A 16,776-nucleotide genomic window follows, 5' to 3' on the forward strand; every position below is an offset into this window, starting at 1 on the left:
CGTACTGGCCGGTGAGGGCCGGCCGACAGCGATGAGGCGAGTGTAGGACCGGCGACCCGCCGATGCGTTGCGGCCCGCGGAACACCCGAGGAACGCTGACCCCGCCCCGGTCGCAGGGCCGGGAGACACCTACCCGACACGCCTGTCTCCTACACGCAGAACTCCCGCCCACCCTCAGCGGGTGAGCGGGAGTTCGGTGGGGTTCTGTGCGACCGCGCGATCAGCGCTGCGCGACCTGCGTGGGCACGATCGGTGCCGGCAGGTCCGACGCCCCGGTGAGGAACTTGTCGGCGGCCGCGGCGGCCGACCGGCCCTCGGCGATTGCCCACACGATGAGCGACTGCCCGCGGCCGGCGTCGCCGGCAACGAAGACACCCGGCTGTCCGACAGCAGCGAAGCTGTTGTCGCGCTTCACGTTCCCGCGGGGATCGTATTCGACGCCCATCTTGTCGAGGAGATCCTCGCGCTCGGGACCGACGAAGCCCATGGCGAGCAGCACCAGATCGGCCTCGAGTTCGAAGTCCGAACCCTCGACCTTCTCGAAGCGACCGTCGCGCATCTGAACCTCGTGCGCCTTGAGCCCGGTGACCTTGCCGTCCTCGCCGGTGAACTGCTCGGTGTTGACCGAGAAGACGCGCTCGCCGCCCTCTTCGTGAGCCGACGACACGCGGTACATCAGCGGGTAGGTCGGCCACGGGGTCGACTCGGCACGCTCGATCGGCGGCTTCGGCATGATCTCGAACTGGTGGACGATCTCGGCGCCCTGGCGCAGCGAGGTGCCGAGGCAGTCGGCACCGGTGTCGCCACCACCGATGATGATGACCTTCTTGCCCTTCGCCGAGATCTGGCCCTCGACGTCGTCGCCGAGCTGCACCCGGTTGGCCTGCGGCAGGAACTCCATCGCCTGATGGATGCCGTCGAGCTCACGCCCGGGGATCGGCAGGTCACGGCCGATGGTCGAACCGTTGGCCAGGATCACCGCGTCGAAGTCGGCGCGGAGCTGCTCGACCGTGACGTCGACGCCCACGTTGACGCCGGTGCGGAAGACGGTGCCCTCGGCCTCCATCTGCGCCAGACGGCGGTCGATGTGGCGCTTCTCCATCTTGAACTCGGGGATTCCGTAGCGGAGCAGACCACCGATGCGATCGGCCCGCTCGAACAGGGTCACGTCGTGCCCGGCACGCGTGAGCTGCTGCGCCGCAGCCAGTCCCGCGGGGCCGGAGCCCACGACGGCCACCGACTTGCCGGTCTTCTCCGACGGCAGGACCGGGGTGACCCAGCCGTTGTCGAAGGCGTTGTCGATGATCTCGACCTCGACCTGCTTGATGGTGACCGGCGGCTGGTTGATCCCCAACACGCACGACGCCTCGCACGGAGCCGGGCACAGACGGCCGGTGAACTCCGGGAAGTTGTTCGTCGCGTGCAGACGCTCGATACCGTCGCGCCACTGGTCCTTGTAGACCAGGTCGTTCCACTCGGGGATCAGGTTCCCCAGCGGGCAGCCGTTGTGGCAGAACGGGATACCGCAGTCCATGCAGCGGCTCGCCTGCGTCTTCAGGTGGCCCTTGTCGAAGTCGGTGTAGACCTCTTTCCAGTCCAGCAGACGCAGTTCCACCGGACGGCGGTCGGGCAGCTCCCGCTCGGGGTGCTTGAGGAATCCTCTGGGGTCAGCCACGTGCGGCCTCCATGATCGCTTCGTTCACGTCTCGCCCGGACTTCTCCGCGTCGGAGATGGCCAGCAACACACGCTTGAAATCGCGCGGCATGACCTTGGCGAACTTGGTCTGGGCGGTGTCCCAGTCGCCGAGAAGTGCGGCGGCAACCGGGGAATCGGTCTCGGCACGGTGTTCGTCGATGATCGCGGCGAGGAACTCGATGTCCTCGTCGACGAGCGGCTCGAGGTCGACGAGCTCGGTGTTGAGGTTGTCGGCCAGCTTGCCCTCGGGGTCGTAGACGAAGGCCATACCGCCGGACATGCCCGCCGCGAAGTTGCGGCCGGTCTCACCGAGGACGACGACGCGCCCGCCGGTCATGTACTCGCAACCGTGGTCACCCACGCCCTCGACGACCGCCGTGACACCCGAGTTGCGGACGCAGAAGCGTTCACCCACGATGCCGCGCAGGAAGATCTTGCCCGCGGTGGCACCGAACCCGATCACGTTGCCGGCGATGATGTTGTGCTCGGCGACGAAGTCGGCCGGCGCATTGCGTGCCGGACGGACCACCAGACGACCGCCCGACAATCCCTTGCCGACGAAGTCGTTGGCGTCACCCTCGAGGCGCAGCGTGACACCCTTCGGCACGAAGGCGCCGAAGCTGTTGCCCGCCGAACCGGTGAAGTCGACGATGATCGTCCCGTCGGGGAGACCCTGTGCGCCATAGGCCTTGGTGACCTCGTGGCCCAGCATCGTGCCGACGGTGCGGTTCACGTTGGTGATCTTCGAGGTGAAGGACACCCGGGTCCCGTGGTCGATCGCCTCACGACTCTGTGCGATCAGCTGCTGATCGAGCGCCTTGTCCAGTGCATGGTCCTGCACGCCCGAGCAGTACAGATCCTGGTTCATGAAGGGCGATTCCGGCATCGTCAGGATCGACGACAGGTCGAGCTTGCCGGCCTTCTCGGACTTCCAGTGCGCCAGCGCCTTGGTGGTGTCCAGGGCCTCGACGTGACCGACGGCTTCCTGCAGGGTGCGGAAGCCGAGGCGCGCCAGGAGTTCCCGGACCTCTTCGGCGATGAACAGGAAGAAGTTCTCGACGAACTCCGGCTTGCCCGCGAAACGCTCACGCAGGAGCGGGTTCTGGGTCGCCACGCCCACGGGGCAGGTGTCCAGGTGGCAGACGCGCATCATGATGCAGCCGGAGACCACCAGCGGTGCGGTCGCGAAGCCGAACTCCTCGCCACCGAGCAGGGCGGCGACGACGACGTCCCGGCCGGTCTTGAGCTGGCCGTCGACCTGCACCACGATGCGGTCGCGCAATCCGTTGAGCAGCAGGGTCTGCTGGGTCTCGGCGAGGCCGATCTCCCAGGGCGCCCCGGCGTGCTTCATCGAGGTCAGCGGGGTGGCACCGGTGCCACCGTCGTGACCGGAGATGAGGACCACGTCCGCGTGTGCCTTCGACACGCCCGCCGCGACGGTGCCCACGCCGACCTCGCTGACGAGCTTCACGTGGATGCGCGCCTTGGGGTTGGCGTTCTTCAGGTCGTGGATCAGCTGAGCGAGATCCTCGATCGAGTAGATGTCGTGGTGCGGCGGCGGCGAGATCAGCCCGACGCCGGGCGTCGAACCGCGGACCTCGGCGACCCACGGGTACACCTTGTGCGGCGGGAGCTGGCCGCCCTCACCGGGCTTGGCGCCCTGCGCCATCTTGATCTGGATGTCGGTGCAGTTCGACAGATAGTGCGAGGTGACGCCGAAGCGTCCCGACGCGACCTGCTTGATCGCGCTGCGCCGCCAGTCGCCGTTCTCGTCGTGGTGGAAGCGACGCGGATCCTCGCCGCCCTCACCCGAATTGGACCGGCCGCCGAGACGGTTCATGGCGATGGCCAGGGTCTCGTGGGCCTCGGCGGAGATCGAGCCGAAGCTCATCGCGCCGGTCGAGAAGCGCTTGACGATCTCGCTCGCCGGCTCGACCTTCTCGATCGGGATCGGGTCGCGATCACCGAAGTTGAAGTCGAACAGGCCACGCAGCGAGGCCATCTGGCGGGACTGGTCGTCGACCAGCTTGGTGTACTCCTTGAACACCTTGTACTGGCCGGTGCGCGTGGAGTGCTGGAGCTTGAACACCGTGTCCGGGTTGAACAGGTGGTATTCGCCCTCACGACGCCACTGGTACTCGCCGCCCACCTCGAGCTCGCGGTGCGCGCGCTCAGAGGGACGATCGGAGAACGCCAGCGCGTGCCGCACCGCGACGTCGGCGGCGATCTCGTCGAGGCCGATGCCGTCGAGCTGGCTGTTGAGGCCGGTGAAGAACTCGTCGACCGTCTCCTGCGACAGACCGATCACCTGGAAGAGCTGTGCGCCGGTGTAGGAGGCGAGGGTCGAGATGCCCATCTTGCTCATCACCTTGAGCACACCCTTGCCGGCGGCCTTGATGTAGTTCTTCTGCGCCGTGGCCAGGTCGAGGTTGCCGAGCACACCGCGCTCGATCATGTCCTCGATCGACTCGAAGGCCATGTACGGGTTCACCGCTGCAGCACCGAAGCCGACGAGCGCGGCGACATGGTGGACCTCGCGGCAGTCGCCGGACTCGACGATCAGGCCGGCCTGGGTCCGCTTGCGCTCGCGCACGAGATGGTGGTGCACCGCGGCGGTGAGGAGCAGCGACGGGATCGGTGCGTAGGTCTCGTCGGACTCGCGGTCGGACAGGATCACCAGGTTCGCGCCGTCGTCGATCGCGGCACTGACCTTGGCACGCACCTCGTCGAGCGCCGTGCGCAGTCCGGCACCGCCCTCGGCCACCGGGTAGAGGCCGTGGATGTGGACGCTGCGGAAACCGGGCAGCGCGTCGTTGGTGTTGATCTCCACCAGCTTGGCGAGAGTGTCGTTGTCGAGAACCGGCGACGTCAGCTCGATCTGCCGGCACGACTCGGGGCCGGGATTCAGCAGGTCGGCCTCGGTGCCGATGGTGCCGCCGACGCTGGTGACGATCTCCTCGCGGATCGCGTCGAGCGGCGGGTTGGTCACCTGGGCGAACAGCTGCTGGAAGTAGTCGAACAGCATGCGCGGGCGCTTGGAGAGCACCGCGATCGGGGTGTCGGTGCCCATCGAGCCGAGTGCCTCGGCACCGGTCTTGGCCATCGGCGCGACCAGGAGGTCGAGTTCTTCACGGGTGTAACCGAAGACCTGCTGCCGCAGCGCGACTCGGTCATGCGGCATGTGCTGGTGCGGCGGTGCCTCGATGTCGTCGACCGGGACCAGTCCCTGCTCGAGCCACTCCCCGTAGGGATGCTCGGCGGCGAGCTCGTCCTTGATCTCCTCGTCGTCGACGATCCGGCCGGCCGCGGTGTCCACGAGGAACATGCGGCCCGGCTGCAGACGCATCTTCTGCACGACGTCGGAGTGGTCGATGTCGAGCACGCCGACCTCGGAGGCCATCACCACGAGGCCGTCCTTGGTGACCCAGATACGGCTGGGGCGCAGACCGTTTCGGTCGAGCACGGCGCCCACGACGGTGCCGTCGGTGAAGCAGACCGACGCCGGTCCGTCCCAGGGCTCCATCAGCGCGGAGTGGTAGCGGTAGAAGTCCCGGTGCTCGGGCTTCATCGACTCGTGCCGCTCCCACGCCTCCGGGATCATCATGAGCACGGCGTGCGGGAGGGTCCGTCCACCGAGGTGGAGCAGCTCGAGCACCTCGTCGAACCGGGCGGTGTCCGACGCACCGGGGGTGCAGATCGGGAAGATCTTCGACGCCGCGTCGGCCCCGAAGGCCTCGGTGTCGATGAGCGCCTCGCGGGCCCGCATCCAGTTCTCGTTGCCGGTGACGGTGTTGATCTCGCCGTTGTGGGCGACGCGGCGGAACGGATGCGCCAGCGGCCACGACGGGAACGTGTTGGTGGAGAAGCGCGAATGCACCAGACCGAGCGAGCTCTCGACGCGCGAGTCCTGCAGGTCGACGTAGAACTCCCGCAGCTGCGGGGTCGTCAGCATGCCCTTGTAGACGAAGGTGCGTCCGGACAGGCTGGGGAAGTACACGGTCTCGCGGCCCGGGCCGTCGGCGCCTGCACCCTTGTTGCCGAGTTCGTACTGCACGCGCTTGCGCACGACGTAGGCGCGACGCTCGAGCTCCATGCCCTCTGCGCCGCCGACGAACACCTGGCGGAAGGTCGGCATGGCATCGCGGGCGAGCGCTCCGAGCGAGCTCTCGTTGGTGGGCACCTCGCGCCATCCGAGCAGGGTCAGGCCCTCGGCCTCGATGACCTTCTCCACGCCCTCACAGGCGAGGCGCGCGTCCTCCGAGCCCTGGGGCAGGAAGGCGATACCGGTCGCGTAGCTGCCCTCGGCGGGCAGCTCGAAGTCCACGGTCTCCCGCAGGAAGCGGTCCGGGACCTGGATCATGATCCCGGCACCGTCACCGGTGTTCGGCTCGGCGCCCGCGGCGCCGCGGTGCTCGAGATTCACCAGCGCCATGATCGCCTTGTCGACGATGTTGCGACTGCGCCGCCCATGCATGTCCACGACGAACGCCACGCCGCACGAGTCGTGCTCGTTGCGTGGGTCGTAGAGACCCACCGGTCCCGGAGCCTGCTTCATAGTTCGCCTCACTTTGCGCACGAGGGGTGCACGCACTACCCGTCGTCAATGTCTGGGGCCACACCCGGCCGTGTCGGACCGCGGACCACGATGTCCCCGGCGTCGTCGTCATCCACCCGCATCGGGGCTGACCTGGGCAGAGCCGACGATCACAGCGGCGGTGAGTCCCGGTCAGCGCCGTTGCTGACGGTCCCTTCGGGCCGCATCGTCGGGACCCGAACCACCCTGCTCATCGCAGCTACCGCGCGCAGCACGCCAGAGCGCCCCCGGGCAGCCGTATGAGCATTGTGAGCCATTTTTCCACGCGAAGGGCCGAGTCAAGAAATCCGGCTACCACAATGGCACCGCAGGTGCACGTCAGACGGGAATCGGGCGTTTCGAGGACTCCCCCGCATGACTCTCCGCGAAGCCGTCGATGTCGGTTGCGACGCCGTCGTCGGTCGCGGTCGGATTGCGGCCCGATCTCACCCTGGACGATCACCCACCCGGATGGCGTCGGGCATCTACCGTCAGGTGATGAGTGTCACTGTGCCCGCGGGCGAACCCGTCGCAGACCCGGTCCTCGTCGAGCATCCGTTCGGCCGCCTCGGCGTCGATCCACACGGTTCGCGGCGCTCCCGCGCGGTCAACGCCTACCTGGCCCGCGTCACCTGGCCGATGATGGCGGCGGCCGGGGTCAGTCATCCACGGGTGACGGCGCAGATGATCCAGCGGACCCGCCCGGCCCTCAATCGGACGATCGAGCGCCTCAACCCGCCTCCGGCCAACACCCGGGTGGAGATCGTGCGCGAGAGCTTCCGCGGCGGCCAGGTCCGCGGCGAATGGGTGACCGGCCGGCACGCGAGCGCCCCGTCTCCCGGCTCTCGGCTCATCTACTACCTGCACGGAAGCGGGTATGTCGTGTGTTCGCCGCGGACGCACCGGGGCCTCGTCGGACGACTCGGCAACCGGACCGGTCTGCCGGCGTTCAGCCTGGACTACCGACTCGCCCCGGAACACGCCTGGCCGTGTGCGGGCAACGACACCATCCGCGGCTATCGCTGGCTGCTGTCTCAGGGGTACCGCGCCGAGGACATCGTGATCGCGGGCGACTCCGCCGGTGGCCACCTCGCGCTCGACCTGCTCGCCGTCAACCACGCGACGGGCACCCCGCAGCCGGGTTCGATGGTGCTGTTCTCACCGCTCTACGACCCCACTTTCGAACTGGCCGTGCGCAATCAACGGACCGGAGTCCGCGATCCGATCATCGACGCGGTGCCCGCCCGGAAGATCCTGCGGCTCTACACCCGGACCGCGGCGCCCGATCATCCCCGGATGCGGGTTCGGCTCACCCCGGACATGGCCCTGCCCAAGACCCTGATCCAGTACGGCGCACGCGAGGTGATGGGGGCCGACGCCCGCGCCACGCACGACGAGATCACCGGCGCCGGCGGGGTTTCGGTGATCCAGGCATGGCCGGATCAGGGCCACGTCTTCCAACTGATCCCCCGTTTGTCGGCCGAAGCGCGTTCGGCCATCGACATCGCGGCCCGGTTCATCGAGGTGACGGCCCCGGACCGTCAGTAGCCCCGCACCCGCACACCCACCCCTTTTCCGCAAACCCACCACGCGCGGACGGGGTGAGTTCACGGAAACAGGGTGGGTTTGTCGTCAGGCCGGGTCCGCGAGCCAGGCTCCATGGAGTCCGGCCGGGACGCGGATCGGGAGTTCGACGGTGGCGACCGGCCCGGCCGTCGGCTCGTCGGCGGCGAGAAGGTAGAAATACGAACGCATGTCGGCGGGATCGGTGCCGATCGCGCCCCAGTGGTCGCCGTCGGCGCCCGGGATGTAGATCGGCTCGCCGATGGCGGTCCCGGGACTCCAGTAGGTCTCGGTTCCGGCGGCGAGGTCGTGAAACCAGAGGCTGTCGGTGGCGCCACTGTCCCTCGGCCCCTTGGCCACCGTCGCGACCCGATGGTGATCCCGGGTGAGCAGTCGGTCGTCGACCCGCGGGAATTCCATGTTGAAGGCGTTGTCGCTGATCGTGTTCCGCGTGATCGAGCCGTCCGGGCGGATGATCGCCCGGGTGAGTGCCGACGTCGCCGGCCGCGGTTCGTCGGCGAACCCTCCCGGGTAGCTCCATTCGACGTAGTCGACGATGACGCTGTCGTCCGGTCCCGGGCCGTCGAAGGCGTTGGCGAAGTGCCACACCCAGAACGGGTCGGTGTGCACCCAGCGCACCGGACCGCCGTCGCGCGGGATGAGCGCGATGCGCGTGCCGTCGTCGGGTTGCCAGGACAGCAGCGACCCGCCAGACATCACGCCTTCGAGGTCGAAGATCAACGGGCACACGAAGAGAACGAGGTATCGGGACGTCAAGGCCATGTCGTGGATCATCACCGGCTTGTCGAGTCCGTCGACCGGCGTGGGCCCGGTGGTCGTCGTCCCGTCCGCGGACACCACCGACCACGTCAGGTATGGCGCCTCGAGGCCGTAGTTGAACAAGACCATCTCGCCGGTCGCCGGGTCGATCTTCGGGTGGGCGGTACTACCCACCCGCATCGCCCCGGAGCAGTCGGTCTTGGCCAGGGTGGCCAGCGACGACGGCTCGAGCAGGTAGGGCTGGTCGGATTCGGCCATCGCCATCAGTCGTCCGCCGTGCCGGACGATGTTGATGTCGGGCAGTTCGCGGTATGTGCCGGCCAGTTCGTCACCCACCACGCTTGCCGGCGGCGTGTATCCGTCGGTGAGTCCCGACCAGAGAGCATGTCCGGCAGCCTCTTCCGCGATCACCATCGGGGTCCGGACGAACCGGTTGGTGTACCCGACACGACCGTCGGAGATGCTGATCCGATGCACCATGCCGTCGCCGTCGAGGGGATAGACGAACGAGCCGATCGGATCGAAGCGAGGGTTGGGCCCGTTGCGTAGGTAGCTGCCGTGTAGGCCCGCCGGGATCTCGCCGGAGACGGGCAGATCGGCGACATCGACCTCGTCGCGCTGCGGCGCGAAGACACCGGTGAGGTGGGCGTGGTGGGCCATGTCGACGGGAGCGGGGGTGGGGGGCGTTGCGATGGTCATCGGAATTCCTCTGGGCTGGTCGAAATTGGTTGCGTCGCGGCGGTTCAGCCGGCGGCCGGTGCGGTGGAGTCGGCGGGCGCGCTGGGCGCTGCGTCGGCGATGGCCCGGGTCCGCTTGACCGCGAACACGATCAGCGCGATCGGGACGACCCAGTTGAGCAGGATGTTGCCGGGGTGGCTGCCCGATACCGACGCCGACGACGCCAGAAACCCGGCGACGATGTGCGAGCAACCCATGAGTGCGATCGCACCGGCCCACAGGAGGCTGATCTGGCGGTTCTTGGCACGGAACACGGGCGAGTGCCACAGCGCGGGGTCGACGGACTCCCGGGCATATTGCTCGGTGAACGGGACCGTGAACGCCGACACCGCCATGACCGCGGCAAGGACGAACGCCGAGCCACCACGCCCGAAGAACACGAGCGCCTCGTCGACCCCGTGGTCGCCGAAGACTCCGATGAGCGCGATGACACCGAACAGGACGACCCCGGCGACGTCGATGATCTTCCATCCGCCACCCGTGCGGACCGCCTCGTAGATGGTGACGGCCAGGGCCAGTGCGCACGCGGCGAGCGCGGCGAAAGTGACGTGGTCGGCGCCCAGGCGTTCGGCCGACCAGGCGAATACGAACCACGGGGCGAGTCCCAGGATCATCGACTTGGCGTTCACGGTGTGTTCTCCTTCGGTACGGCCGAGGTGGGTCCTCGTTGGGGTACACCCACTGTCCGCCGCGCCGATGACGCGTACATCTGCGTCATGACGGAGAAATCGCCGCCAACCGTGCGGAGTTCGATCAGTTCTGCTGCCGACCCACGACGAACGCGGCGAGTTCGACGCGGGTGCGCAGGCCGAGCTTGGCCAGGGCGTGCGAGACGTGGGTCTGCACCGTGCGGGTCGAGATGAACAGACGGTCGGCGATCTCGCCTCCGCTCATACCGGTCGCGACCAGCTCGGCGACGGTCGTCTCGGTCTTGGTGAGACTCTCCCAGCCGTGCGTCGGCCGGTCCCGCGCGGCGGGATCGAGCCGAATCCCCAACGGCCGCAACCTGGAGGCCACGCGCGCCGAGCTGGTGGCGGCACCCATCGCGCGCGTCAGGCGCATCGCACGTCGGGCGAGGTCGCGGCCGCGGTCCCGATCTCCCGCCATCGCCGCCGCACAGGCGGCCTCCTCCCACACGCACGCTTCGGACTGCCGGTCTCCGACGGTCTGCAGGATGTCGGCATGCTCGTCGGCGGCGGCCACGATCGTCAGCGGGTTCTCGTCGTGGAGCGCCACGGCGCACATCGCGCGGGCCACCGCGACGGGGCCGGACATCGGCCACGCGGGTGGGATCGGGATGTCGTCGAGACCGTCGAGAACACTGCCGAGCAGCGCGGTGTCGCCGGCGCGGACGCCGATCCGCGCGGTTCCCAGCGCGACGGTGGGCAGCCAGGAACAGAGGTTCAGACGGCGGCCGTCATCCCAGGCGGCACCGGCCGTCGTCGCGGCCGCGCGCAGCTTCCGGTTCGCCTCGTGCAGCAGGGCCCGGGCGTGGGCGGGCACCGGGAATCCGAACTGATTGGGCAGGCCCGTCCCGTCCCACGCGTCGAGCCGGGTCGACGCGGTCGCGAGGTCGCCACGGAGCACGTCGACCATGGCCCGACCGCCGACCGCCATCGACTTCCAGCCCATGTCCGCGGAGTCCGCGCGGTCCAGGCCGGCGTCGAAGGACGCGGCCGAGTCGTCGAGGTCGCCGAGCCCAAGCGCGATCCCACCGCGGGTGAACTCGTGATAGGCGGTCATCCAGTCGGTTCCCCGGCTCGAACGCAACCGGGCGGCGCCCGCGAGCAGGTCCGCCGCGGCGGCCGGGCCGTGCGCGTACTGCTCGATCAGTGAGGGCCAGATGTCGGCGGACGACGTGGACAACGTGCCGGCGGCGGATTCCTCGGCGTCGCGTCGCGAGGCGAGCAACGCCGTGCGCAGCGCGTCGTCCACCTCGCCACGCAGGAACAGCCGGAGCGCCTCGGCGATCAGGCCGGACACGGAGCGGGTCGACGCATCCAGGTCGACGTCGAAGAACGGGGTGTCCGGGGCGGGGGCACGCCCGTCGAGAAGGCCGACGTAGTGCCGCAGATCGGTGAGCGTGCCGACGACATCGTCACCCACGGGGAGCTTCAGGGTCTCATCGATCAGACTCCGGACCCGGTCGGTCTCGCCCTGGGCTATCAACGCGAACAACAGGATTCGGTGGAGGTCGGCGATCTCGGCGATCTCGGTCGCCGACGCCATGCCGTCCTCGGCGACCCGAGACGCGCGGTCCAGCTGACCGGTGCGGGCGAGGGCGAGGGCGAGGGCGGTGTTCACCCCTGCCGGCGGGCGCACGGTACGCGTGGCCAGGGTCTCGAGGAGCTCGGCCGCGACGGCCGGTGTGCTGGCGAGTTCGCTCTCCGCCCGGCGCACCGCGGCGAACATCGCGGATTCGTCACTCCCCGAGGCGATCCGGTGATGCGCCACGGACTGCGGGTTGTGCCGGGTGCTGGGATGACTGGCGATCGCATCGTGCAGCACGGAGCGCAACATCGGATCGAGGTGCCCGTAGGTGACGTCGGCATACAGGTCGTGGGTGAACCGCAGAGCTCCCGCATCGTCGACGGCGATGATCCCCGCGTCGATCGCCGACTGCGCCGCCCCGACGAGCGAGGCGGGCGGAACGGCGTCGACCGCGGCCAGTTGGGCGAGTGTCGCCGGGCCACCCCACACCGCCAGTTTCTGGGTCAGTTCGCGCGCGCGGCCGTCGAGCAGTGCGACATGCTCGGCGATCGCGTCCTCGAGCCCGCTCGGCATACCCGCCCGGGTGCGGGCATCGACCGACGCACGGCCGTCGGCGATCCGCAGGCCACCCGACTGCTGGAGGGCGCGCAGAACCGAGATCACGTGCATCGGATTGCCTCCCGATGCGTCGAGGAGTCCGAGCAGTTCGTCATCCGGCGCGGCACCGACGATCTCGGCCGAGATGCGGCGGACCTCGTCGACGCCCAGCGGTGGCAACGACCATTCGCCGACCTCCGCGCGTGCCACGAGCCGGTTCAGCAGGTCCCGTTCCGGTAGCGGCCGGCGACCGACGAGGAGCGTCAGCGGCAGGACGTGGGTGGCGGCCACGAGCCGCGACAACAGTTCCAGGGTCGCGGCGTCGGCGTGATGCGCGTCGTCGACGACGAGCACCAGCGGACCACCGGCGCACAGCGCGTCCACGCGCGCATACAGGTCGTCCTCGAAGCCGTCGGGCACCGGGTTCGGCAGATCGACGTCGAGCAACTGCCCCGCGAGCCCGAACGGCTGGCGCCACGACAGTTCGTCCGCCCGCACCGTCCGGACGGATCCGTCAGCGGCCGACGCCAATTCCCGCAGGGTGTGGGTCTTGCCGGCCCCCGGTCCGGCGGTGATCACGCAGACTCCGCGACGGGCTGTTCCCGGTTCCCGCTGGGCGGTTGCGACGACGTCGCGCATCTCGTCGACCACCTCGCGACGGTCAGCGGAGTGAGACGCGAGCACGGACCCAGGGTATCGGCTGTGTCCGATTCGCGTGATCTATCGGCTCACCGTGACCGCCCGAATTCGGAACCGTAACCCTGGCGGTCCGCGGCCGCGGCCAGTCGCCGATCGAGGTCGTCGGACCAGTCGCGCGCGACCTGCGCGTCGAGCACGGCCAGTCGCTCCGACACCGGGGCGCGCTGCGCCGGCCCGCAACCGGCGAGGAGGGATTCGAACAACGCACGGAGGCGGCGTTGCACCTGCACCTGTCCGGTGCTGTGCCGGCGGATCTCGTCGGTCCCGATCGCGACATAGTCCGCCCAGCTGCGGCGGATACCGCGGACGGAGGTGTCCGGCGCCGTCCGGTCGCCGCACAGCCGCGGTGCCAGCAGCAGCAGGAGATCCTCGGTGTGATCGAGCGCCTGCACCACGACGCTCGGATCGTTGCTTCCCGCGGACATCGCCTTGAGTGCGATGTCCGAGATCGCCTGCAGCGCCGCAGCGGGACTCACCGATGGCTGGTGGGTGTCGCCGAACAGCAGGCAGGCCAGCACCCGGCGCTTCTCCACCCGTGCCGGGTCGCCGATGACCTCGACCACCGGGAGATCGTGCGGCACATGGTCGCCGACGGCGATCAGCAGGTTGATCCGTACGTCCCACGACGCCGCGTGCCGTCGAAGTCGATCGCCGTTGACGGCCAGCAACACCCGCCCTCGCGCGCTCACCTCCCCCAGCCTGATCTGCGTGTGCGTCACCTCCGCCGCTGCACCGGGATCGGGGCTGCCATCGCCCGGGACGGCAGCGGTCCCGGCGACGACCTGCTTGTCGAATCCGGTTGCCGCCGTGAGCTCGTCGTGGGCCGCCGGCGGCGGTAGCTGCCGGACGATCGCCGACCGGCCGTCGTCGGCGATCCACTGCAGCAGTCGGGCGGTGTTCAGGATGGTCCCGACCTTCCCGACCAGCGCGATGAAGAGATAGGCGCTGACCGTGGTGAGCATGAACGCGATCGCCGTCGACAGACCGGGAGTCGGCTCGTCCGGGCCGCCCACCGACAGGTCGATCGCGATGATCACGCTGTAGACGAAGGTCGCGAGGAAGAAGCCCGTGGACCACCGCATGACGGGTTCCTGCTGCAGCATCGGGATCACCCGCACCGAGATCGACGACGCCCCGAACTGCATCGCGAGGGTGACGGCGGTGAACACGAGACCGGTCAGTGTCGCCATCGAGCCGGCGATCACGCTCAGCAGCGTCGCCAGCGTGCCCGGGTCCACTTCCAGTTCGAGGAGCTCGTCGAATCCGACGGTGGTCCACGCGGCGACGATCGCGAGGGTCACCAGCACGACCGGCAACCGCCAGATCGGGACCGTGCGCAGCGCCCGGCGCGTGCGCCGCCACCGGATCGCGGTCGCCAGCGCACTCGGAACTTTTTCGGTCACCACACCGACCGCCGTCGGTGCCGGTGTCGTGGCGGGAATCGGCGCGGGGGTCTCGGGCACCCCGAATCGACCTGCCACCGCTTCCTGCACGACGATCTTCCACCGCATCAGCGGTTCTCGGTAGCGTTGCTCCCGCCCGATCGCCCGGGCCAGTTTGCGGGGACGGTTCTTGTACCGCCACCGGGCCCACGGCGATCGCGGCCGAGCCAGTCGGGCTGCCCCGAACCACAGCAGGACCGGGACGAACATGCCGACCAGACCGGTCCACACCTTGCCCTTGATCAGCGTGACGATCGCCAGGAGCACGTTCAGCACGACGACACCCGCAGCGATCAGACGTGCCACGAGCCCGTTCTCGTTTCGGATGTCCCCGACGACCTCGAACGCCCCGAACGGCTGCAACCCCAGCAGGAAGAGCAGACCGATCGCGATCGCGACGAACACCGCGTCGATCGACGTTCGGCCCTCTTCCGCCCAGTAGACGTCGCGGAGGTGGAGGATGAGCGCGAACTCGTCGAGGACGAGCGCCGAGCCGATCCCGAACAGGGCCGCCAGCACACAGTCGATCACCGGTGTCCGCAGTGGATCGACCGCGACGAAACCGAAGCCCGCCACCAACATCGCCATCATCCCGAAGAAGGCGTGGTGGACATGGACCCCGCCCGGCGTCACGTTCCCGGGCCACCAACTGACCTCCGCGCGGATCATCCGCACGCTGAACCGGATGAACAGGAAAGTCAGGACGAAGGCGAGTAGAAGGAAGAACAACGGCAGACGACCGGTCTCGACGATCCGCTCATCGAACCACCCGGTCATCCCCCGACCCTAGCGGGAGCGCCGGCCGTTCTCGCGGGCAATCGCCACTCCGGTGATCACACCGGGTGACGTCATTGCGGGTCCGGCTGATCCGACCGTCGGGTCCTGTCGCGTCGGACCGACGCCAGCCGGGACGCCGCCTGCGCATGCAGGGCGGTGATGTCCGCGGCCGGCGCGGGTGCGGTGGCGGCAGCCAGCGAGGCATCGGGAAGCTCTCTCCGCAGCTCGTCGATCAACGTCGCAGCCTGCCCGGGCGGGCCGTCGTCGTCGTGCACCACGCAGATCGCGAACTCGGAATCGCCCAGACGGGCCATCGCGGTCTCGGCGGGCAGCAGAGCGACGCAGGTCCGGGCGTTCTGCACCAACTGCCGGCCCGCCGCCTCACCATCGCCGATGCCGGCGGCCGGCGCGGGAGCATCGATGTCCAGTGAGATCACCGTGACCGCCGCGGCCGACCGCCGCCCGGCGAAGAGCCCGGCGGTGGCGAGTTCCCAACCCGCGCGGTTGAAGACGCCGGTCAGCGGATCCGTGCAGACCGCGGTGAGCAGTGTCCGCGTCAGCAACCCGAACGACTCGGCCGCCGCGGGGATCGCCACCGCGACGACGATGTAGGTGCTGAGGTATTTGGGCGCCGGCGCCACCGCGAGCGCGACGACACACCCGACGGTCAGCAGACCGACGAGCACCCACGCCTGGCGACGCGGAAAGGTGGCGCGCAGGTACATCGCCAGGAACATCGCCGCGACCATGCAGAGGAACTCGGCAGCGATCAGCTCGTGGAACGCCATCACTGTCGGGGTGGCCGCACACGCCGCGATCACGGCCGGAAGCGGACGCTGGGGCCGCACCGACAGCCACCCCAGCGCCGCGATTCCCAGCGCGACGGCGATCAGTCCCCCGGTCGGGTCGGACAGCGTCGCCGAGTCGTCGACCGGGAACAGCGTGAGGGCCACGCCCATCGCGTACAACAGCGTCGTCGCGGCCAGGTAGGTCCGCAGCACGTGCAGCGGCGATCGCGGGAGCGGGCCGCCCAGCGCTCCCAGGTGTAGGTCCGGTCGATTCATCCCCCACTCCGATCCTCGTATCGGTCCCGATCCGAGGGTGCCAAATGACGCTGTCTCGCGCGACCGGCGGTGGTATTCGGAGTGGCGTCGGAGCGTTGTTCCGGCTCAGAACAGCCAGGGCACCTCGTCGTGACCGAAGTCGCGGAAGTCGCCGAACCGGCCGGAGTAGAACACCAGGCCGGTGCCGTCGCGCCACCGCAGCTCGGACACGTCGCCGTAGAAGACGCGGTGGTCACCGACGTCGTGCGCGCTGTGCACCGTGCATTCCAGGTGCGCGAGTGCATCGGCGACCACCGGAAGTCCGCAGGCGGTGCGGTCACACGGCAGTCCCTCGAACCGTGCGCCGCCACGGGTCGCGAAGCGCCGGGCGACCGCCTCCTGCCGGGACGACAGGATCGACACCGCGAACCGCCCGCCGGCCTCCACCGCGTCCGTGGTCCGGGATCCGTGGGTCAGCGACACCAGGATGATCGCGGGGTCGAGACTGATCGACGTCAGCGAGCTGATGGTCATGCCGCACGGTTCGCCGTCGGAGTCCTCGGCGCTGACGACCGCGACACCGGTGGTGAACCTCCCCATGCTGCGTCGCATGTCGGAGTGAGTGGGACGAGAGAAGGCCGGCAGGGTCATGATCGT

General features: G+C 69.1%; 9 protein-coding genes. 1 reads left to right on the forward strand and 8 read right to left on the reverse strand.

Annotated elements, in window-relative coordinates; genetic code table 11:
• Window positions 1–220 precede the first annotated feature (220 nt).
• Both MHN80_RS19375 and gltB read right to left on the reverse strand, forming a co-directional pair.
• Window positions 221–1,675, reverse strand: a complete 1,455-nt coding sequence (locus MHN80_RS19375; RefSeq protein WP_004021447.1) for a glutamate synthase subunit beta — start codon at window positions 1,673–1,675, stop codon at window positions 221–223.
• Window positions 1,668–6,251 carry a glutamate synthase large subunit gene (gltB, locus tag MHN80_RS19380; protein ID WP_064569922.1) on the reverse strand — a complete coding sequence of 1,528 codons (4,584 nt, stop codon included), beginning with the start codon at window positions 6,249–6,251 and terminating at the stop codon, window positions 1,668–1,670. Before gltB ends, MHN80_RS19375 begins: the two co-directional genes overlap by 8 nt.
• Window positions 6,252–6,767: 516 nt before the next feature.
• On the opposite strand from gltB, the gene MHN80_RS19385 reads away from it, so the two are divergent.
• On the forward strand, window positions 6,768–7,817 hold the full coding sequence (locus tag MHN80_RS19385) for an alpha/beta hydrolase fold domain-containing protein (protein ID WP_239403066.1): 1,050 nt from the start codon (window positions 6,768–6,770) through the stop codon (window positions 7,815–7,817).
• A gap of 84 nt (window positions 7,818–7,901) precedes the next feature.
• Here MHN80_RS19385 and MHN80_RS19390 read toward each other — a convergent pair whose 3' ends face one another.
• The 6 genes from MHN80_RS19390 to MHN80_RS19420 form a co-directional block, all read right to left on the reverse strand.
• Complete coding sequence (locus tag MHN80_RS19390) at window positions 7,902–9,311, reverse strand: carotenoid oxygenase family protein (protein ID WP_239403067.1); 1,410 nt, start codon at window positions 9,309–9,311, stop codon at window positions 7,902–7,904.
• Window positions 9,312–9,355: 44 nt separating this feature from the next.
• On the reverse strand, window positions 9,356–9,979 hold the full coding sequence (locus tag MHN80_RS19395; protein ID WP_239403068.1) for a hypothetical protein: 624 nt from the start codon (window positions 9,977–9,979) through the stop codon (window positions 9,356–9,358).
• Window positions 9,980–10,103: 124 nt separating this feature from the next.
• Window positions 10,104–12,842 (reverse strand): LuxR C-terminal-related transcriptional regulator, encoded by a 2,739-nt coding sequence (locus tag MHN80_RS25730; RefSeq protein ID WP_308219788.1) that lies wholly within the window; start codon window positions 12,840–12,842, stop codon window positions 10,104–10,106.
• A gap of 44 nt (window positions 12,843–12,886) precedes the next feature.
• On the reverse strand, window positions 12,887–15,076 hold the full coding sequence (locus MHN80_RS19410) for a DUF2254 family protein (RefSeq protein ID WP_239403069.1): 2,190 nt from the start codon (window positions 15,074–15,076) through the stop codon (window positions 12,887–12,889).
• Between the two features lie 71 nt (window positions 15,077–15,147).
• Complete coding sequence (locus MHN80_RS19415) at window positions 15,148–16,140, reverse strand: hypothetical protein (protein ID WP_239403070.1); 993 nt, start codon at window positions 16,138–16,140, stop codon at window positions 15,148–15,150.
• A gap of 105 nt (window positions 16,141–16,245) precedes the next feature.
• Window positions 16,246–16,770, reverse strand: coding sequence for a flavin reductase family protein (locus MHN80_RS19420; protein ID WP_239403071.1), 525 nt, complete (start codon window positions 16,768–16,770; stop codon window positions 16,246–16,248).
• Between the last annotated feature and the right edge of the window lie 6 nt (window positions 16,771–16,776).

Origin of the sequence: Gordonia sp. McavH-238-E (assembly GCF_022348225.1) — a bacterium.
GTDB classification, from domain to species: Bacteria; Actinomycetota; Actinomycetes; order Mycobacteriales; family Mycobacteriaceae; genus Gordonia; species Gordonia terrae.